Origin of the sequence: Thalassotalea algicola, from assembly GCF_012932965.1 — a bacterium.
In the GTDB taxonomy this organism is placed as follows: domain Bacteria; phylum Pseudomonadota; class Gammaproteobacteria; order Enterobacterales; family Alteromonadaceae; genus Thalassotalea_F; species Thalassotalea_F algicola.
This window is the reverse complement of record NZ_JABBXH010000004.1, coordinates 469,935-485,412: the sequence shown is the minus strand read 5'-3', so window position 1 is coordinate 485,412 and position 15,478 is coordinate 469,935. Positions and strand designations below refer to the sequence as shown.

At 36.9% G+C, this 15,478-nt stretch carries 18 protein-coding genes; 12 read left to right on the top strand and 6 right to left on the bottom strand.

The annotated features are described in order from the left end of the window. The first annotated feature begins 71 nt into the window (after positions 1 to 71). The 3 genes from HII17_RS14320 (at position 72) to HII17_RS14310 (ending at position 2,469) form a co-directional block, all read left to right on the top strand. Positions 72 to 893, top strand: coding sequence for a MerR family transcriptional regulator (locus tag HII17_RS14320; RefSeq protein ID WP_169076031.1), 822 nt, complete (start codon positions 72 to 74; stop codon positions 891 to 893). A gap of 214 nt (positions 894 to 1,107) precedes the next feature. Next, positions 1,108 to 1,899, top strand: a complete 792-nt coding sequence (locus HII17_RS14315; protein ID WP_169076030.1) for a hypothetical protein — start codon at positions 1,108 to 1,110, stop codon at positions 1,897 to 1,899. Between the two features lie 36 nt (positions 1,900 to 1,935). Next, a complete protein-coding gene (locus HII17_RS14310; protein ID WP_169076029.1) occupies positions 1,936 to 2,469 on the top strand; it encodes a hypothetical protein in 534 nt (177 codons plus the stop codon). A 164-nt stretch (positions 2,470 to 2,633) separates the two neighbouring features. On the opposite strand, the gene HII17_RS14305 is transcribed toward HII17_RS14310, so the two are convergent. Next, positions 2,634 to 3,575: a hypothetical protein gene (locus HII17_RS14305; RefSeq protein ID WP_169076028.1), complete on the bottom strand. Its 942-nt coding sequence runs from the start codon at positions 3,573 to 3,575 to the stop codon at positions 2,634 to 2,636. A 638-nt stretch (positions 3,576 to 4,213) separates the two neighbouring features. Here HII17_RS14305 and HII17_RS14300 point away from each other — a divergent pair. Further along, entirely contained in the window at positions 4,214 to 4,972 is a 759-nt protein-coding gene (locus tag HII17_RS14300) for a hypothetical protein (RefSeq protein ID WP_169076027.1), read from the top strand. Positions 4,973 to 5,302: 330 nt separating this feature from the next. Here the strand turns inward: HII17_RS14300 and HII17_RS14295 are convergent, their stop codons facing one another. Beyond that, a complete protein-coding gene (locus HII17_RS14295; RefSeq protein ID WP_169076026.1) occupies positions 5,303 to 5,503 on the bottom strand; it encodes a DUF4250 domain-containing protein in 201 nt (66 codons plus the stop codon). Positions 5,504 to 5,759: 256 nt separating this feature from the next. Here HII17_RS14295 and HII17_RS14290 point away from each other — a divergent pair, with 256 nt between their 5' ends. The 5 genes from HII17_RS14290 (at position 5,760) to HII17_RS14270 (ending at position 9,392) form a co-directional block, all read left to right on the top strand. Continuing rightward, positions 5,760 to 6,539 (top strand): substrate-binding periplasmic protein, encoded by a 780-nt coding sequence (locus HII17_RS14290; RefSeq protein WP_169076025.1) that lies wholly within the window; start codon positions 5,760 to 5,762, stop codon positions 6,537 to 6,539. A gap of 94 nt (positions 6,540 to 6,633) precedes the next feature. Further along, entirely contained in the window at positions 6,634 to 6,864 is a 231-nt protein-coding gene (locus HII17_RS14285; protein ID WP_169076024.1) for a glutaredoxin family protein, read from the top strand. A 1-nt stretch (position 6,865) separates the two neighbouring features. Next, positions 6,866 to 7,900 carry a serine hydrolase domain-containing protein gene (locus tag HII17_RS14280; protein ID WP_169076023.1) on the top strand — a complete coding sequence of 345 codons (1,035 nt, stop codon included), beginning with the start codon at positions 6,866 to 6,868 and terminating at the stop codon, positions 7,898 to 7,900. A gap of 300 nt (positions 7,901 to 8,200) precedes the next feature. Further along, a complete protein-coding gene (locus HII17_RS14275; protein ID WP_169076022.1) occupies positions 8,201 to 8,995 on the top strand; it encodes a substrate-binding periplasmic protein in 795 nt (264 codons plus the stop codon). A gap of 208 nt (positions 8,996 to 9,203) precedes the next feature. Beyond that, entirely contained in the window at positions 9,204 to 9,392 is a 189-nt protein-coding gene (locus HII17_RS14270) for a hypothetical protein (protein ID WP_169076021.1), read from the top strand. Between the two features lie 204 nt (positions 9,393 to 9,596). Here the strand turns inward: HII17_RS14270 and HII17_RS14265 are convergent, their stop codons facing one another. Both HII17_RS14265 and HII17_RS14260 read right to left on the bottom strand, forming a co-directional pair. Next, on the bottom strand, positions 9,597 to 10,394 hold the full coding sequence (locus tag HII17_RS14265) for a hypothetical protein (protein WP_169076139.1): 798 nt from the start codon (positions 10,392 to 10,394) through the stop codon (positions 9,597 to 9,599). Positions 10,395 to 10,488: 94 nt separating this feature from the next. Then, on the bottom strand, positions 10,489 to 11,223 hold the full coding sequence (locus tag HII17_RS14260) for a sulfite exporter TauE/SafE family protein (RefSeq protein WP_169076020.1): 735 nt from the start codon (positions 11,221 to 11,223) through the stop codon (positions 10,489 to 10,491). 325 nt (positions 11,224 to 11,548) lie between these two features. Between HII17_RS14260 and HII17_RS14255 the strand changes: the two genes are divergently transcribed. Continuing rightward, positions 11,549 to 11,731, top strand: a complete 183-nt coding sequence (locus HII17_RS14255; protein ID WP_169076019.1) for a hypothetical protein — start codon at positions 11,549 to 11,551, stop codon at positions 11,729 to 11,731. A gap of 18 nt (positions 11,732 to 11,749) precedes the next feature. On the opposite strand, the gene HII17_RS14250 is transcribed toward HII17_RS14255, so the two are convergent. Then, positions 11,750 to 12,208, bottom strand: coding sequence for a hypothetical protein (locus HII17_RS14250; RefSeq protein ID WP_169076018.1), 459 nt, complete (start codon positions 12,206 to 12,208; stop codon positions 11,750 to 11,752). A 144-nt stretch (positions 12,209 to 12,352) separates the two neighbouring features. On the opposite strand from HII17_RS14250, the gene HII17_RS14245 reads away from it, so the two are divergent. Further along, entirely contained in the window at positions 12,353 to 13,594 is a 1,242-nt protein-coding gene (locus tag HII17_RS14245) for a DUF1800 domain-containing protein (RefSeq protein WP_169076017.1), read from the top strand. 10 nt (positions 13,595 to 13,604) lie between these two features. Then, positions 13,605 to 14,738, top strand: a complete 1,134-nt coding sequence (locus tag HII17_RS14240) for a DUF1501 domain-containing protein (RefSeq protein WP_169076016.1) — start codon at positions 13,605 to 13,607, stop codon at positions 14,736 to 14,738. A 39-nt stretch (positions 14,739 to 14,777) separates the two neighbouring features. On the opposite strand, the gene HII17_RS14235 is transcribed toward HII17_RS14240, so the two are convergent. Then, a complete protein-coding gene (locus HII17_RS14235) occupies positions 14,778 to 15,329 on the bottom strand; it encodes a helix-turn-helix domain-containing protein (RefSeq protein ID WP_169076015.1) in 552 nt (183 codons plus the stop codon). Between the last annotated feature and the right edge of the window lie 149 nt (positions 15,330 to 15,478).

Below are 15,478 nucleotides of genomic sequence, written 5' to 3'. Positions count from 1 at the left end.
TGACTCTGACCTTAGAGGATAGCTCATCATCAACGTGTTGACTTGAGTTAGATAAAGAAAAGGGTAAATCTTTGAACAGTTGTAAATCATATAGCGTCAGTCAGGTGAGTAAACTTGCGGGCGTAAGTGTAAAAACGTTGCATCACTATGACGAGAAAGGATTATTAGTGCCTTTTCGTCAGCAAGCAAATGGTTACAGGGTATATACACAAAATCACTTGGTGAGGTTGCAACAAATCATCATTTATCGCGAACTTGATTTTAGTATTGAAGCGATAAAATCGCTTGTGCAATCAAGCGATGATCAATTACTGGATACATTAAGCCACCAAAAATCTTTGCTTATTCAACGTCAACAAACCTTATCGAAAATGATTAATAGCTTAGAGGTCACGATGGACAGCATAAAAGGTAAAGAAAACTACGATATTTTGTTTGAAGATATTCCTAAAGAAAAAACGGAGCGCTGGGGTAGCTTATCTCAGGAAAGATACAGTAAAGAAGAGTCTGAAAAACAAATGTCAGTGTTGGCAAAGCTTTCTGAACAACAAATGCGAGAATTTAAAGAAGAGAGTGACAAAGTGACATTAGCATTTGCTGAAACGATAGGGATGCCATTTGATTGCACAATAGTGCAACAGCTTACCGATGAACATTATCAAATGACCAATAACTTTAATAAGTTGGTAGCGAGGGAGAATGGTTATAAAGATATTCCTGATCTTGGCTATGAAGAATATGTAGGAATGGCGAATAGTGTCGACCTTACAGAAGTTAATGAACTCTGCGAGCATTTTGGTGAAGGGTATTCTGAGCACGCTAGACAGGCGATGATTTATTATGCTGAACAGCGTTTAATGGATGATAAAATCAAACTAAAAGGACCAGAGTAACTAGTTTAAATGTTGGTGGTAAAGATACTACTGACGATAAACTCAAAGTTCTTGGAGCGGCTGGTGTTAAACCGAAGCGCTTAAAAAGAAAGCAGGTTGGAAATAAACCTTTCTTTTGATTATAAGTTGTTGATAATTTTATGCTAATCCTTTAGATTTATGCTGCAATGTTAAATGTTATTTAACGTTTTTTTTACAAAACTAAGGGAATAAAATGTTTAAGAACTATCATGGACTAGGCAAGTTAATGTTTGTCTTTGCTTTCATTACGACGTTAGCCGCATGTGGAAGCACTCCGAATAACTACTTACCTCAAGCTGCCACGAACGAAATCAATTCAACAGATATATATGTTGTATTACCGCAAAAAGAAATCGTAGCTGAAATTGATCGATCATCAGTAGCAGCTGCTGGAGGCGGTGGTTTATTGTTAGCGCTTATTGATGTCGCTGTAGAAAATAGTCGCGCATCAACAGCCGAAGAGCTTATTCAGCCAATTAAAGATTCACTTATTGAAACGAGTTTTAATAAGTTGTTTCTCGATGCATTAAATGAGGAATTTGATGCTGTGAACTGGATGAAAATACGCGACGTTAAATTAATCTCTGATATTACGGAAACTACTGTTGAAGATCATTACAAAGGCACAGATGCTCAAACAGTAACTTTTATTAATACCAACTATTCATTGTCGCCAGACTTTTCAAGCTTAAAAGCATACGCAAACTTATCTATGCTCCCTAAGAGTGAAGAACTAAAAAAATACTCTGAAAAAGCAACTAGCAAAAAAGCGAAGCAGTATGCTTGGCATAACGACAACAATATCTATAGAGACAGTGTAATTGTAAGTAGCAAGCTTAATAGTACAACTACAGATAAAGAAGAAAACGCTAAAGTTCTAGCAAATAATGCGGACGAATTAAAAGCAGAGTTTTCAAACGTAGCAAGGAAGTTGGCTAAGCAAGTAGTGTCTAGCATGAACACTACTGAAGTAGCGCCTAATTAAGTTAGGTAAGGCAGAGTATAACTCTGCCTTTTTCTTATGAAACAACTAATCATAATATTTCTTATATTCTTTTTTACGGGGTGCTCTGTTAATACCGTAAAACTTCCCACGTCGTATAATCATCACTTTACTGGAAAACAAAAAGCTAAGCGGATAAGCGCTATTAACCAATGCGGCTTTATTCTAAATAGCTATTTGGATGCAAGAGAATCTAAATCATTAGGATTTGTAGCGCTCACTATTGTTGAAAGTGATGTGGAGGCATGGTTGTTGTCTGCTTTAGAAAAAAATAACATTAAAGCGCAAAATAACATGGCCAACGCTCACATCGATGTGACTTTAGTCAAGGCTTACATTCACTCTATGCAAACGTCTATGGCAGCCAATGTCGTGATTAAGGTCGCTTTTGTTAATGGCAAAGATAAGCAAAAACCAAAGTACTATAGAGGCCATGAAGTTTCAGTTAACTGGGCGTCTGGTGAAGGGGAGATAGCAGAAGCGCTTAATAAAGCAATGGGGAATGCAATTGCTAAATTTAGAGAAGAGTCTAAAGAGGTGTACTGTACTTAGTATTGCGAGAAGTTTGGTTTAAAACACTTCGTTTAATAGCTGATATCTGTATAACGCTTAAAGAGAAAACTGGTTGGTAATCGACTAGTCATTCCGTACTAGATACGGAATCTCTAAAGTATTTGAAAAACCCGCCTAAAGGCGGGTTTTTTGTTGGTCTACTCTTATTCTACTGCTTGTTTAATATTTATAGCTTTTCTCTTTAAAGTTAAGTATTTTGCTGCTCCTTCACTTTTTCTTGATTCATGGAGTAACCATTCATTTCTATCCCATATGGACCAATCCACTAGCTCAAGCTTTGAAGCAAGTTCAATAAATGACTTTTTAGTATCCTCGTTGGGCTCAAAAGGTTCGACGTAATTGTTGATAAAGTCGAAAATACAGCAAATAGCGCCATCTGCGATAGTGGTGTTTGGGAATCTAGGTGCCGTATTAGATAGAGAGCTTCTTGAACTCAGGCTAGATGGTCCTTTGTAGCTAAGAATGTACTCTATCAATTCTTTATCCTTATTCTCACTGGAGAGCTCTTTTGATTCTAGTTCCTTGTGGTCCTCTAACCACGATTTTGAACCTGTGAAAAACTGAATGGGTAAGCAATCATCGCTGTTACCAAAACTTCGGTAAAGATGAAGATTTAATCGCTCTAAAAATTCATCACACCTTTCGATATTTTTTGGAATTTTCAGAGTTTTTCTATGTTTGAAGATACAGAGAATATCTTTTGCCGCTCTAATCCACGAGACGTTATCATTTATTGGCGCAAAAACTCTGCTGTTTTTATCTTCTAGTTCAGTTGTTAACTCATTTTTGACGCAATCGACATAGTCAATTATCTGAGAAACAACTATTTCTTCATTTGCGATTTCATTCTCTTTCTCTTTTTGAATTGTCGAATGGATTCGAGCCAGCAGAGCCCCTAAAGGGATAGAAAGCAAAATTATTGAAAACTGTAGCTTACTAAGCTCTGCAAACTTAACTATGCCATTTACACTTGGATCTAGTTCATATTCTGTCATCAAAGGAATAAATAATAACATACCAATAAAGACAGGTGCTGCAACAACACACCAAAAGAGTTTTTGTTTATGAAGGGCTCTATCATCCATATATAAATCCTTGCGCTTTTAGCAATTTATTGAAATCTTAACAAATAAATAAATTGGCCTCCTCTTTTAATTATATGATTAACCTGTAGTTTTAAATTATCGAGGGTGCTCGACGGCACCCAAGGGGACGCTAGCGCCGTCGTCCCCTTGGAACCCCATGGCGCTGCTGCAAAATGTTTTTCTTTCTGATAAATAAATTCGTCGAGCTAACGTTCAGATAGCACTTCCATGTGCTAACTGAACTTTGCTGGCTTTCCGTGCCAGCAATAGCTGAAATTTATTTCTCGTCCAGACATTTTGCCAAGCAGATTAATGCTTCGTTTTAACATCGTGATGAATCTCGTTGTATTTATGGTGATTACTATGAAAAAGAAACGATCCTTGAATTCAACACCATTCCCATTGTATCGGTATCCTCATAAACGCCCAAATTTCACTTGAGTCAATATGCTAAGCAGGGCATCTCATGGTGATGGATAAGTTAATTTTCTCTCAATCTCTCCAACAATATGTTGAATTTTTTTTATGGATTCACACTATAAAATAATTTTATTTCGGGCGATTAAGGCAGTAATATCGATGAAAAGTCGTTTTATGTTTTGAGAATGGCGATGGATTAATTGATAAAGGGATATTAAATGAAAAACGTTATCATCTTCCTACTTGCGATGGTTGTAATATATTTGATATACGAAAACTACCTGACGAATGAAATAGATAATACGGTTTCTGATAGCAAGCTTAATGCTGGATTAAAAGTAATCGTTCAGAAAGAAAAATCACAAAAACCAGAACCGTTGGCAATTAAAAATCGCTCATTTCGAGAGAATAGTAACTTCGCACCTGAACTAAAAGGTACTTCAAGTAATCAGTCAGTCAATTTACTTCCTAAAATTAATAGTAAATTGTGTTTAGATGATAATGGTAATGCTGAACAGGATGGTTGCGAAATTAATCTCGCTTTGAATATTGAGTCGGCAATAATAGACCAGCATTCTGGCTCTGTATCTTCCTCTGACGCGCTATCAATTTTAGAGAGTAGTAATTTTTCCAATGTACTAAATAATTTGGCAAGTAGAAAGGTCGAACATCGCTCGTTTGAAAATGAAATTTTGTTTAACAGTGAATTAAATGGATATTTAAATAATCATGATGAGAGTATTCAAAGTGACGGTATTTTTTGTGGAGATACTATTTGCGCAGCGGAATTCTCATTTGAAGATATCGAACACATGAATGATTTGAGTATGAAGCTATTACAATCCCCTGAAAAAGGACATGTCTTTTTAAATTTTAATATCTCCGCTGATAGGCAAGGTAATAAAATAGCAAGAGTACTATTTTTGCAAAATAATTCTGGTGGTGTTGTATTAAAAGAAAAGGGTCATGGGGAATGAACAGAGCCTAGAATTCAACACCTATCCCTTCTAAGCATCGAAAGTGAAATTTAGAAAGCGATTTGGTGACGCGAGATAGGGCATCGAGCGCTTGCATTAAGGCAGGAAGCCATATAAGAAGGTATCGGCATAGTCGCCTAAATTTTATTTGAGGCAATATGCTGTGCAGGGCAATGAGGGGATTCCAAAGGGGAAACAACTGTCTTTTCCCCTTTGGGTGTAGCGGCCACCGCCGCAATGTGAATAGAGAATTTAATTAATCTAATTAATCTAGAAAGTATTTACCTAGAAAAATACTCAAAGGTTCAACTGTTGATGGTCAAAATTAGACTATTTAATATCTGGCCTAAACTGATTCAAGTCTTCTTCATAATGAAAACCTATCTCAGCCAATCTACTTTCAAGTTGCCGTTCGTTAACATCCATCATTGCCGCCAAACTGTGTAAGCTTCTGCATTCATGGCGTAATTTATCATTAGCAATGCCCAGTAAGATATTGGCGTCCATGTTCATGCATTTTGTCAAATCCATTACACACCTCATTAATCAATTAATTACTCATTTAAGTGTAGCCAACAAGGAACATCGCTGCCAAAGGTATCGCTGCAGACTAACTTATGTGGACATATGTCCTAATGTTGACTAGTTTGAAAGTATGTCCTGCTTAGTTTTTATTTCTGAAAGAGAAATTGTTATCTAGTTTCGGTATAATTTGAATACAGTTATAAACGTTTGAGTAAAAAACAGTAATCGTGTAGCCAGCACAAATTAAGTTAAGGTCTCGTGGATGGTAAGAATTGTTGTAATGCTCAGCTTGCTTTTAGTGCCTTTTTCACTCTTTAGTAAAGAGTTTGTTATTGGGCTTAACGAGCGAGACATTTATCGTCACAAGGATGAAGAAGGTAATTGGGCTGGGAAAGACATAAAGCTAATTGAAGCTGTTTTTCGTCGTACGCCATATCAATATAGAATTGTTTCTATGCCTTGGGCTAGAGTGATAAAAGACCTTAAAAAAGGTGATATTGATATGACTGTGGCGGCAACTGCCTTGCCTGAAAGAAAAGAGTTTGCGTACTTTACCAAAAACAACTTTCGTTATAGCCACCATATGCTGTTTGTGAACAAAGCCAAATTAAACTTATTTGAGTCGGTAAAGCAGTTGTCCGATTTAGCTGAAGTTGATGTGGTCATTGCGGCTTTACGCGGTGCTATTTTTTACGAGTCTTATCCGGTTTTATTACAGAATAAACAGTTTGCGAGAAGAATTACTTATATCAGTGAAGAACAAAATATGTCTTCTTTTGTGCTTAAAGGAAGAGCTGATGGCTATATTGATTCTGAGTTAGAAGGTAAATATTATTTGTTGTCTCAACCTGAGTACAATAAGAAAATCATCCCGCTTTTTCGTATTACATCCGACGAGGATGCAGGCAGCAAACTTATGTTCTCTAAAAAAAGGGTATCAACTGAACAAGTTAAGGTTTTTGATAATGCATTAAAAGCGTTGCATAAAAGCGGTGAATATGAAGAAATATCAAGGCTTTTTGATATCGACAAAAACGAATAAACTTCATTTTCTATAAATACGTATCAAACCTTTTATTAACTTAACTACTTTAAGGGAAATATTCTTCCCTAAATAATTTTTCTATAGGCCATTAATGAAACGCGTAGTTTTATATATTTCAGATAAATGCCCGCATTGCAAAGAGGCGCAAAAGTACTTGGATGACAATGGTATTAAATACCGTTTAACCAATGCGAAAATGCAGCGAGGTAGGAAAGAACTAGACGCCATAGGTGCGCGCTCTGTACCCGTACTTAAAATTGGTAATGAAGTTATGATTGGCTGGAACTTAAAAAACTTTAAAAAGATTTATGGGGCAACATAGCGTGAATTTACTAAGTAAAATCACGCTATTTCTATTTGTTATACTTAGCGCTGGCTGTGGTGGCGGAAGCGATGGCAATAGCAAATCTACTAATGAACCACCAGTTACCAATACACCTACATCTATTCAGCAAATATTAGATGAAGCGATTACAAACGGCGTTGATGGTATTTTTGTTTATATAGACCAACCGGGAAAAGTGAATCAAAGTTTTACTGCTGGTATTCAGGATAGAAACATACAATTGCCAGCTAATGCGGAATCTTTATTCAAGATAGCTAGTATCAGCAAATTGTTTATTGCTGTTACGGCAGTTAAATTGTCTTTTTCAGAACAATTGTCATTAAATGATAGCTTAGCTTATTGGTTACCTGAATTAGCAAACAGAATTGAAAATTCTTCAGTAATTACCGTCAAACATTTAATTCAGCACCGAAGTGGTATTGCTGATTTTGATAGCCAAGTAGGTTTTAGTTGGCAAGATGCTCATGTCGATATTGATCAAACATTGGCATTCGCTCTCGATAAACCAGCAGATTTTACACCTAACTCGGATTACGAGTACTCTAATACGAATTATTTATTGTTGGCTAAAATATTAGATAGGGCACTAGGTTACAGCCATCAAATTTATATTTCAGAGCAGATACTGACACCACTGGTTATGGCTGATACTTATGCGCAATTGAGCGATATTGATAAATCATTACTAGCAAAAGGTTACTGGCAAAATAAAGAGCGCTCTATGCAGGATTACGTTATTCCTGGCGGCTCTATGATTTCAACGGTAAAAGATACTGCAACCTTTATTCGAGCGTTAAATACTGGGGATTTGTTAAGTGTCGATGAGCGCAGTATATATTCATCGGTATATTGGTTTAATCATTCTGGTTGGTTACCGGGATATCAAAGTGTTGCGAATTATTCTTCTGAAATTGATGCAGTAGTGATCCAGTTTATTAATACTACCGGTGGAAATTCAGAACCTGTTGCCGATTCAACTTACAAGAATATTCTTAATTATTTGAGTAGGTAGAACAAAAGTAAATTTGCTGAGTTCAATAGTTTAAAACATAACGTTAAAAGGAATATAAAGTTAATAAATAACACGAATTAAGTCGACATTAATTAAGTATTAGGCAATAGCGCTTCAAGTGCACAGTGCTTATATTCTAACTCCCTAATATTTTTTCTTGAAGAATCCAACTTAAAGAGGAAGGAGCGCCGTGTTGGCTGTTACACTTCCTCTCGCTATTATTTTATTGAACGTGAAATTGGTGCTATTAGTAATTAATGACTAAGTTTAGAGTAACCTAATAACAAAATATGGATGTTCATGTTAACCAGCGTAAAGCTACGTCGCTTTCAATTAACCTTCTTTCTATTTCTAACATTATTGGTTAATTCTAGTTTTGCAAAAACTGAAACATTTAATGTGGGGATAGATCAGTTTCCACCATGGACATTTTTCGAAGATAAGCAATTACAAGGAATTGATATTGAAATTATCAATTCCTTGGCGGATAAACTAGCCTTGCAGTTGAACTATGTTTCTTGTTCTTTCAAACGCTGTTTAGCAATGCTTAAATCAGGAGAGGTAGACTTAGTTCCAGGATTGTTTAAAACACCTGAACGAGAAATGTATGCAACCTTTTTAGAGCCTGCATATTTAACTGACCCTCCTAAAGTATTTTATGTTAATGCGAGCAAATTATATACGATTAACCAATATAGCGACCTATCAAATTTAGTCATTGGCATTAGAGAAGGCGTAAGCTATTTCGAACAATTCGATAATGATAACCAACTAACTAAAGTTGAAGCATCTCATGAAAGTCGCTTAATTAAACTTCTTATTAAAAATCGAATAGATGCGTTTATAAGCACAGAACCCTTAGTTAATTATGTACTATCAAAAACCAGGCCTAATGAAAAAATTGTCAAAGTATCTTATAGCCATCACTACAATAACGTTACCTATCTAGCGCTCTCTAAGAAGTCAAAATACGTTACAAAGATGAAAGAATTTCAAAATGTCATTAAACGTTCATTAGAAAATGGTCAATATAATCAGATCGTCCGAGAATACTATGAAAAGTACTCGGCAAAAGACTTTGTAATTAAAGAATGAAAATTTAGGCTATTTTCAATGAAGCATTCAACCTAAACAATAATTTATTGGCATTGCAAATAGCGAATATTTTCTGCATTTTGCAAAACGTATTCGTAGAACTAAAGTGCATATTTGTAAATTTCAATAAATTCAAAAGAGTAGCTCGCCTCTGTGATTGGTAAGTATTTTGCTACACCTATAGTGATTGTTCTGTAGGAGAAGTAACATGAAAAAAACTTATTGTTTTTTCAATAAAGAGTTTGGACAGCACCCACACTCTATAAATGGCGACAAAGATAATTCGGTTCAACCAGTCGCAATTCAAACGATGTTATTATCACAAGATACGGTGATTAATCATGTCATCGAAGCTCTTGAAAACGATAACAAATCGTATGTATTAGGATATAATTAATAACCGTAAAGGAGTTGGAGTGTATAGGCTCTTCTGGCAACCGGTAGTATCATCAATTTCATATGCTGATACTATTGATTTGCTTGTATATACCTCTATGAGAGTATGCTTTTTGAGCATTCAGTAGACGGCTACAGTATGGTTAACTATTGAAAAGTATTTATGTGTTTGTCGCAACCAATCAGAGCCGCGAGAAAGAAACTCTTAAGCATTGTCCAATAAAGGCAGTTTTTGTTTTTTCCGCTTATCGTCTAATTCTTTATACGCTTTTTTAAACAAACCGCGTAAATGTGACTTTAAGTGAAGTGTAACATGTTTAACTGGAGTGCCTTTGAGCACACAATACAGTGCCAAACAATACACCATTTCATTTTCTGGAAGTGCCACTTCGCGATTAGCATAGCGGTTATAACAACTGCCACAGCCGCCTTTGAATTGATAGGCGGTATTCGCAAACATCACACCAAACCCCATAAAACTTGCTAATAGGTCGATAGCCTGTGAAGTAAATTGCTCTCCACCTGGCGGCAATATGCCTCTTTGAGTTATCAAAATAGCAGCAAATGCTTGTGCATATGAGGCCACTAGATCTTGTGGCTGATTGATTTGGTTTGGGTTAAAACTAACGTATATGGTGCTGCTAGCGCCTTGGCTAAAATCATTGCTAAATACTTCAGCCTTGTCACCACGTATTGCATTGTTAAATTGAAGCTTAGGGATTTTCTGCATTTGAGGGTTTTGTTGATATGTCATTGGTGACACTAACTTTATCGGCCAGTTTTTTAGTCCAGCATAGTGTAGGGTTTTGTCGAATACCGACTGTGCCATTTCCTCGATACTAGATACTTTACCTGGGTAGAAATCACTAGTTGGTAAAATCAATTGAGTGTTTTGATTGAATTCTTCAAGTTCAAAGTGCTCCAACGCCCATTGATAGGTATCTAAAATCCAAAGGGTAGTTGACTCGTCAAGACAAGGTTGTTGTTTGAATAGGGATAACAGCATGTATCGGTTTATTAGTGTGAACTGCAGAGTTTTGTGATGGGTAAAATAGCACTTTATCTTGTGAACGGAAAATAAATTTACGTTCAGTTAGCTAATTAGGCCAATAATCCAGTGCTCTGATAATCGTAATTACAGCTGTAATTGCACTTAACGCGAGTATCCAACGTCTTGCAAGGTGTGCCTTTACAATTCCTTGTGCTTTAGTTGAAATGAATAGACCTAAAACTACGCCAGGTATGGCAACTACGACGACAATCAAGGTATCAGTTGTTATTTGTCCAATGGCAGCAAAAGTCACAATAGCGACGAAATTTAAAAACAAGAAAAATGCAGTTAAATTGGCGACAATGTTTTTTATTGCCCCATTTTGGTAAAGCAGTGCTATTGGCGGACCACCAACAGCCGTAAGTGCCCCCATAAAACCAGAACTAAAACCTGCAATAAGATTAGTTTTTTTGTTGACCTTAGGTTTAAAACCCAACAATGAAATTATGACTGCGCATAAGATTAACAAACCAAAAAATAATTCAAATTGATCTTTTGTTGTCACTTTTAATACTAGCCCAGCCAATACTACACCGATAAACCCGCCTTTCATTGCCCAAGCGATCTGATCAAATTGCAAATGACTTTTGTCTCTAACCATCATTAATATTGTCAGCACAGTAGATATTAAGATGAGAGGTGCAGGTACTAAGCTAGGGTTTATTAAGAATAATAATGGCGCGCAAAACATACCAACGCCATAACCAATAAGCCCTTGAAGCAAGCTTCCTAGGAATACAACGACATTGATCAACAAAATAATGGTAAAGGTTAATTCCACGGTTTATGTTCTTTTTGGTCTGTATATTGAAAGTTTAAAAGTGCAGGCATGTTAATTTACGCTTAACTATAGTCGCTTTGCCGATACTCTCTAAATGCATGGTAATGATAACCCGGCGCAAAGGTAAAACACAGCAGTAGACAATGCAACCTAGGCATAACAATCAGACAAGCTAAACGCCGTTGATTGAATTTTGACGTCATAATCATCAATAAAATTTGCAGAATAACAAGACGTTAAACTCTAGCAATGGCTGTCTATTTATTGGCCAGTTATTTGCTACATAAAAAGGGTAAATGTCGCCAGCACACATTAAGGTAGTCTTATGAAAACTTCAAAGCAAAGCACTCATTGTCAGCCAAATTCGCTGCACAGCGATGATATAGATTTCTACTCCCATCAAGTAATCGCTACGCAAGCGATGTTGTTATCTTTAGAATCGACTTGTGATTTACATTCTCTTCCTGATGAAGAAGAAAGTGATTCTTATATCTTAGGGTACAATTGAAAATGGTATGAGAAGCAATTAACTGGTTTTTGTTGCTTCTAATTTTTTACTCATTAATTGTAAAAGCATCGAGTTTAGTGAAATTAGTTTCGCTTGTAGGGCTTTTCGTTCAGCTTCTGCTTTTTCTGTTTTAATATTCATCAAAGCATTTACTTGTCGTTGAGTTTCTTTAATTTGTTTTTGAATATCTTCAATAATTTCATCTAATGGATCTTTTTTTGTTAATTCATTATGCAGATGTTCAACATCGTCTACTTGCAATGACTCCGATAGCGTTTGCACCACATCTTTTTGTTCGTGAGCTAATTTATCTCTAGCTTGAGTAGATATGTTAATTACCGTATTTGGTTGGCTATTAAAGTAGGAAAATTGCTTATGTACTTGCGTATTGCTTTGCTCGGAGAGAACCGACGTATCAGTATAACTTTGTAAAATATTTATCCGGTTAAGGAAATAGCTAACATTGTCTATTGCCATATTTCATCGGAGCTATGAGTTGCGGGCGACACTATTTTATCGACAAATTTAAGCAAAACTTTAGTTTTTATTGAGTTTCTGTTGTCAACCAATCCAATTGTCGCCCGTTGTACTTTATTAACGTTGTTAAAAGGAGTATTTGTCATGGCATCTGATACAACACTGACACCTGCAGAAAGGGCGCATTTCCTAAGACGAACTTGTTTTAGTGCGTCCGATGATTTAATGCTAGAAACAGAGGCATTGACCAGCAAAGCACTATTAATTGATTGGCTTTTAGCTAAACCTATAGGAAATTATACCTACCCAGATTGGTACCAGTCTCCTCCCAACCTTCAGGATTTGTCCCAAGATGAAAGGAAAACAGTTCGGCGTGACATGTCTAAAGAATTGTTGGCTTGGTGGCAAGCATTACTAATACAAAGTGATACGCCATTTTACGAGCAATTGTCAGTGTTTTGGCATAATCACTTCGTATCTTCTATTCAAAAAGTAAAGCTACCCAATGTCATGCTCAAGCAGAACGACTTATTTCGTCAGCAAGGATTAGGTAACTTTAAGTCTTTGCTTGCAAGTATCTTAAAAGACCCAGCAATGTTGATTTATTTAGATAATGCGAGCAGTAAAAAAGACTCACCAAATGAAAACTTAGCCCGCGAGTTACTCGAGCTTTTTACGCTAGGCGAGGGTAATTACACCGAATTTGATATTAAAGAATTAGCACGCGCTTTAACGGGAGCAAGCGTGAAACGCCGTACAGGGGAGTATATATTTAAGAAAAGGTGGCACGATGATGGTGACAAAACCATTTTTGGTGAAACAGCCAGTTTTTCTGTCGAGAACCTAGCTGAACTCATTGTTAAACAACCGAGTTGTGCCACTTTTATTGTGACTAAGTTCTGGTTGCATTTTGTTGATAGCAACCCCATTGAATCTGAAGTCGACATCATTGCTCAAACGTTTGTCGACTCTGGCTTTGAAATAAAAGCATTATTAGAAGCGCTTTTTCTTAGTGATTTTTTCTGGCAAAGCCAAGGGCAACAAGTTAAATCTCCTGTACAGTTGATCGTAGGTACCTATCGACAATTTAACCTTGCCAGTTTAACGGATAGACAGTGGCGTTCGTTAACCAAAAACATGGGGCAACTCTTGTTCGTTCCACCTAATGTTAAAGGTTGGCCAGGTGGAAAAGCTTGGTATGCATCTGCCGCTATTTTCTATCGAGAAAGTTTTATTGATCAATTTGTGCGCTGGCATCAAAGTTCAGGCCTACAAACTTCTACAACACAGCTGCTAGCTGCACAAAGTGTAGCCTCGTTAGATGAAATTTCTAATTCATCAGAATTAATGCTAGCTATGGCAGACCCTGCCTATCAAGTAATATAAGGAGCTCCTCATGGAACGTCGCAGTTTTCTAAAGGCCTCAGCCGCTCTACCTTTGGTAGCCTTTGCTCCACTTAATTGGGCAAATAGCACGAATCAATTAAGCACAAACACCTTAATCATGGTGCAACTTGGCGGAGGTAACGACGGATTAAACACCTTCATCCCAATTACTGAAGAAGCATATTTTAATGCTCGGCCCAATATTGCTATTTCAAAAGACGTCGCATTAGATTTAAGTGCGCAGTTAGCAATGCACCCAGCGATGTCTTCTTTACTGCCAGCTTGGCAACAAGGCGACATGGCTATAGTACACGGATTGGGCTACACCCAACCAAATCGCTCTCACTTTAGGTCAATTGAAATATGGCAAACTGCATCAGAGGCTGATGAGTATTTGTCTGCTGGCTGGTTAAGTGAGGTTGTTCAGCAAAGTGAAGAGCCGTTGGCAGCTATAACAGTCAGTGGTAGTCCTATGGCAACTTTTGGCGCGGGTAATCAATTTAATTTAGCTGGCCAAACAAATTTAGATCAGTTTTCGCCTGTTTATGTACCAAACGGCTCGTCAGATAATGAATTGTTAAATTTCATTATTGGTAATAGGCAGCAATTTAATAACTCGGTTGAGCAGCTATCGTCATTGCTCGAACAGCAAGTTGAATTTGCAGTCGAGTTTCCAAATTCAGAGTTTGGTCAACAGTGCTTTACGTTAGCCAAACTTATGGCACTAGGTTTTGTACCACCAGTTTGGCATCTTGGGTTAGGAAGTTTCGATACACATAGTAATCAAATAACATCCCATCAAAATTTACTTGATGATATGGCGACCTCGTTAGCAGCGTTGCGTGAAGCACTGATTGAAGTAGGGCAATGGCAACGTACCTGTATTGCCAGCTATTGTGAATTTGGCCGACGTGTAGCTGAAAATGCCAGCTTAGGCACAGATCACGGTACTGCTGCCAGCCACTTTGTGCTTGGTGGAAACGTTAGCGGAGGAGAGTTTGGTGAAATGCCTAGTTTAATTGACTTAGACAACGGCGATTTAAAATACACGACTGATTTTAGAGACTACTATAAGTCATTACTTAGTTTATCTGATTTTAACGTACCCGCATCGCTAGCAGCGTTTGAGTATCTTGGTTTTTAAGCTTAGGTTTAATTGTTTACAGTGTATAAACTCGCAGCCTTAGTCTACCTTCTTTTTTGTACGTATATTCGTTAAAAAGTGAAATAGTGGCTTAGGTTGCGTAGCTTCCAATTTTGACCAAATGTCATATTTATCGCCCAGTCTTATAGATATTGAACAATTGTATGCACCTAAGATGAGCGTAATACAGGCAAGCCCCATCAATTGATCAAAGGTAATAGATAATAAGGTTGCTCCATAGCTGATATAAAAGCCCGTTAACGAAATTAGTCCGGTAAAAAAGGCGAGTATTGCAAAAAATACCTCTATACGCTCAAATTCTTTTCTTGTCGCAGAAAACCAACCACTGCCGATATATAGTCTTAACCAAAACGGGTAATCTTTGTATTCAGTGATGTTATCTATTGAATAAAGTTCTTGTTCAAGTCGGTCAACGTCCTTATTAAAGAAGCCAGCTAGAGAACGTAAAGACGCAAAGCTGATTCGATGGCCTGCTTCTGCACGTTGAATAGTACGTAAACTTAATTTAGTGCTTTCAGCTAGTTGCTCTTGTGACAAATGTGACTGCTTTCTTAATTGCTTTATTATCATAGTGAACCCCGTTTTATATTTATGCAGAAGATACAATAAATTTGATATGGCGGTGACGAATATATGCCGCCATGTTTACGTCAATGGCAATAAATTACATTTGTCAGGTGGAATTTGCATAAATACCTAAAGTGATATTAAATGAATCG

What these genes read in the sequence shown, in the direction of transcription:
- HII17_RS14290 (WP_169076025.1), top strand. Translation starts at nt 5,760, where the DNA reads ATGGTAAGAATTGTTGTAATGCTCAGCTTGCTTTTAGTGCCTTTTTCA.
- HII17_RS14270 (WP_169076021.1), top strand. Translation starts at nt 9,204, where the DNA reads ATGAAAAAAACTTATTGTTTTTTCAATAAAGAGTTTGGACAGCACCCA.
- HII17_RS14295 (WP_169076026.1), bottom strand. Translation starts at nt 5,503, where the DNA reads ATGGATTTGACAAAATGCATGAACATGGACGCCAATATCTTACTGGGC.
- HII17_RS14255 (WP_169076019.1), top strand. Translation starts at nt 11,549, where the DNA reads ATGAAAACTTCAAAGCAAAGCACTCATTGTCAGCCAAATTCGCTGCAC.
- HII17_RS14275 (WP_169076022.1), top strand. Translation starts at nt 8,201, where the DNA reads ATGTTAACCAGCGTAAAGCTACGTCGCTTTCAATTAACCTTCTTTCTA.
- HII17_RS14240 (WP_169076016.1), top strand. Translation starts at nt 13,605, where the DNA reads ATGGAACGTCGCAGTTTTCTAAAGGCCTCAGCCGCTCTACCTTTGGTA.
- HII17_RS14310 (WP_169076029.1), top strand. Translation starts at nt 1,936, where the DNA reads ATGAAACAACTAATCATAATATTTCTTATATTCTTTTTTACGGGGTGC.
- HII17_RS14305 (WP_169076028.1), bottom strand. Translation starts at nt 3,575, where the DNA reads ATGGATGATAGAGCCCTTCATAAACAAAAACTCTTTTGGTGTGTTGTT.
- HII17_RS14250 (WP_169076018.1), bottom strand. Translation starts at nt 12,208, where the DNA reads ATGGCAATAGACAATGTTAGCTATTTCCTTAACCGGATAAATATTTTA.
- HII17_RS14285 (WP_169076024.1), top strand. Translation starts at nt 6,634, where the DNA reads ATGAAACGCGTAGTTTTATATATTTCAGATAAATGCCCGCATTGCAAA.
- HII17_RS14315 (WP_169076030.1), top strand. Translation starts at nt 1,108, where the DNA reads ATGTTTAAGAACTATCATGGACTAGGCAAGTTAATGTTTGTCTTTGCT.
- HII17_RS14245 (WP_169076017.1), top strand. Translation starts at nt 12,353, where the DNA reads ATGGCATCTGATACAACACTGACACCTGCAGAAAGGGCGCATTTCCTA.
- HII17_RS14235 (WP_169076015.1), bottom strand. Translation starts at nt 15,329, where the DNA reads ATGATAATAAAGCAATTAAGAAAGCAGTCACATTTGTCACAAGAGCAA.
- HII17_RS14300 (WP_169076027.1), top strand. Translation starts at nt 4,214, where the DNA reads ATGAAAAACGTTATCATCTTCCTACTTGCGATGGTTGTAATATATTTG.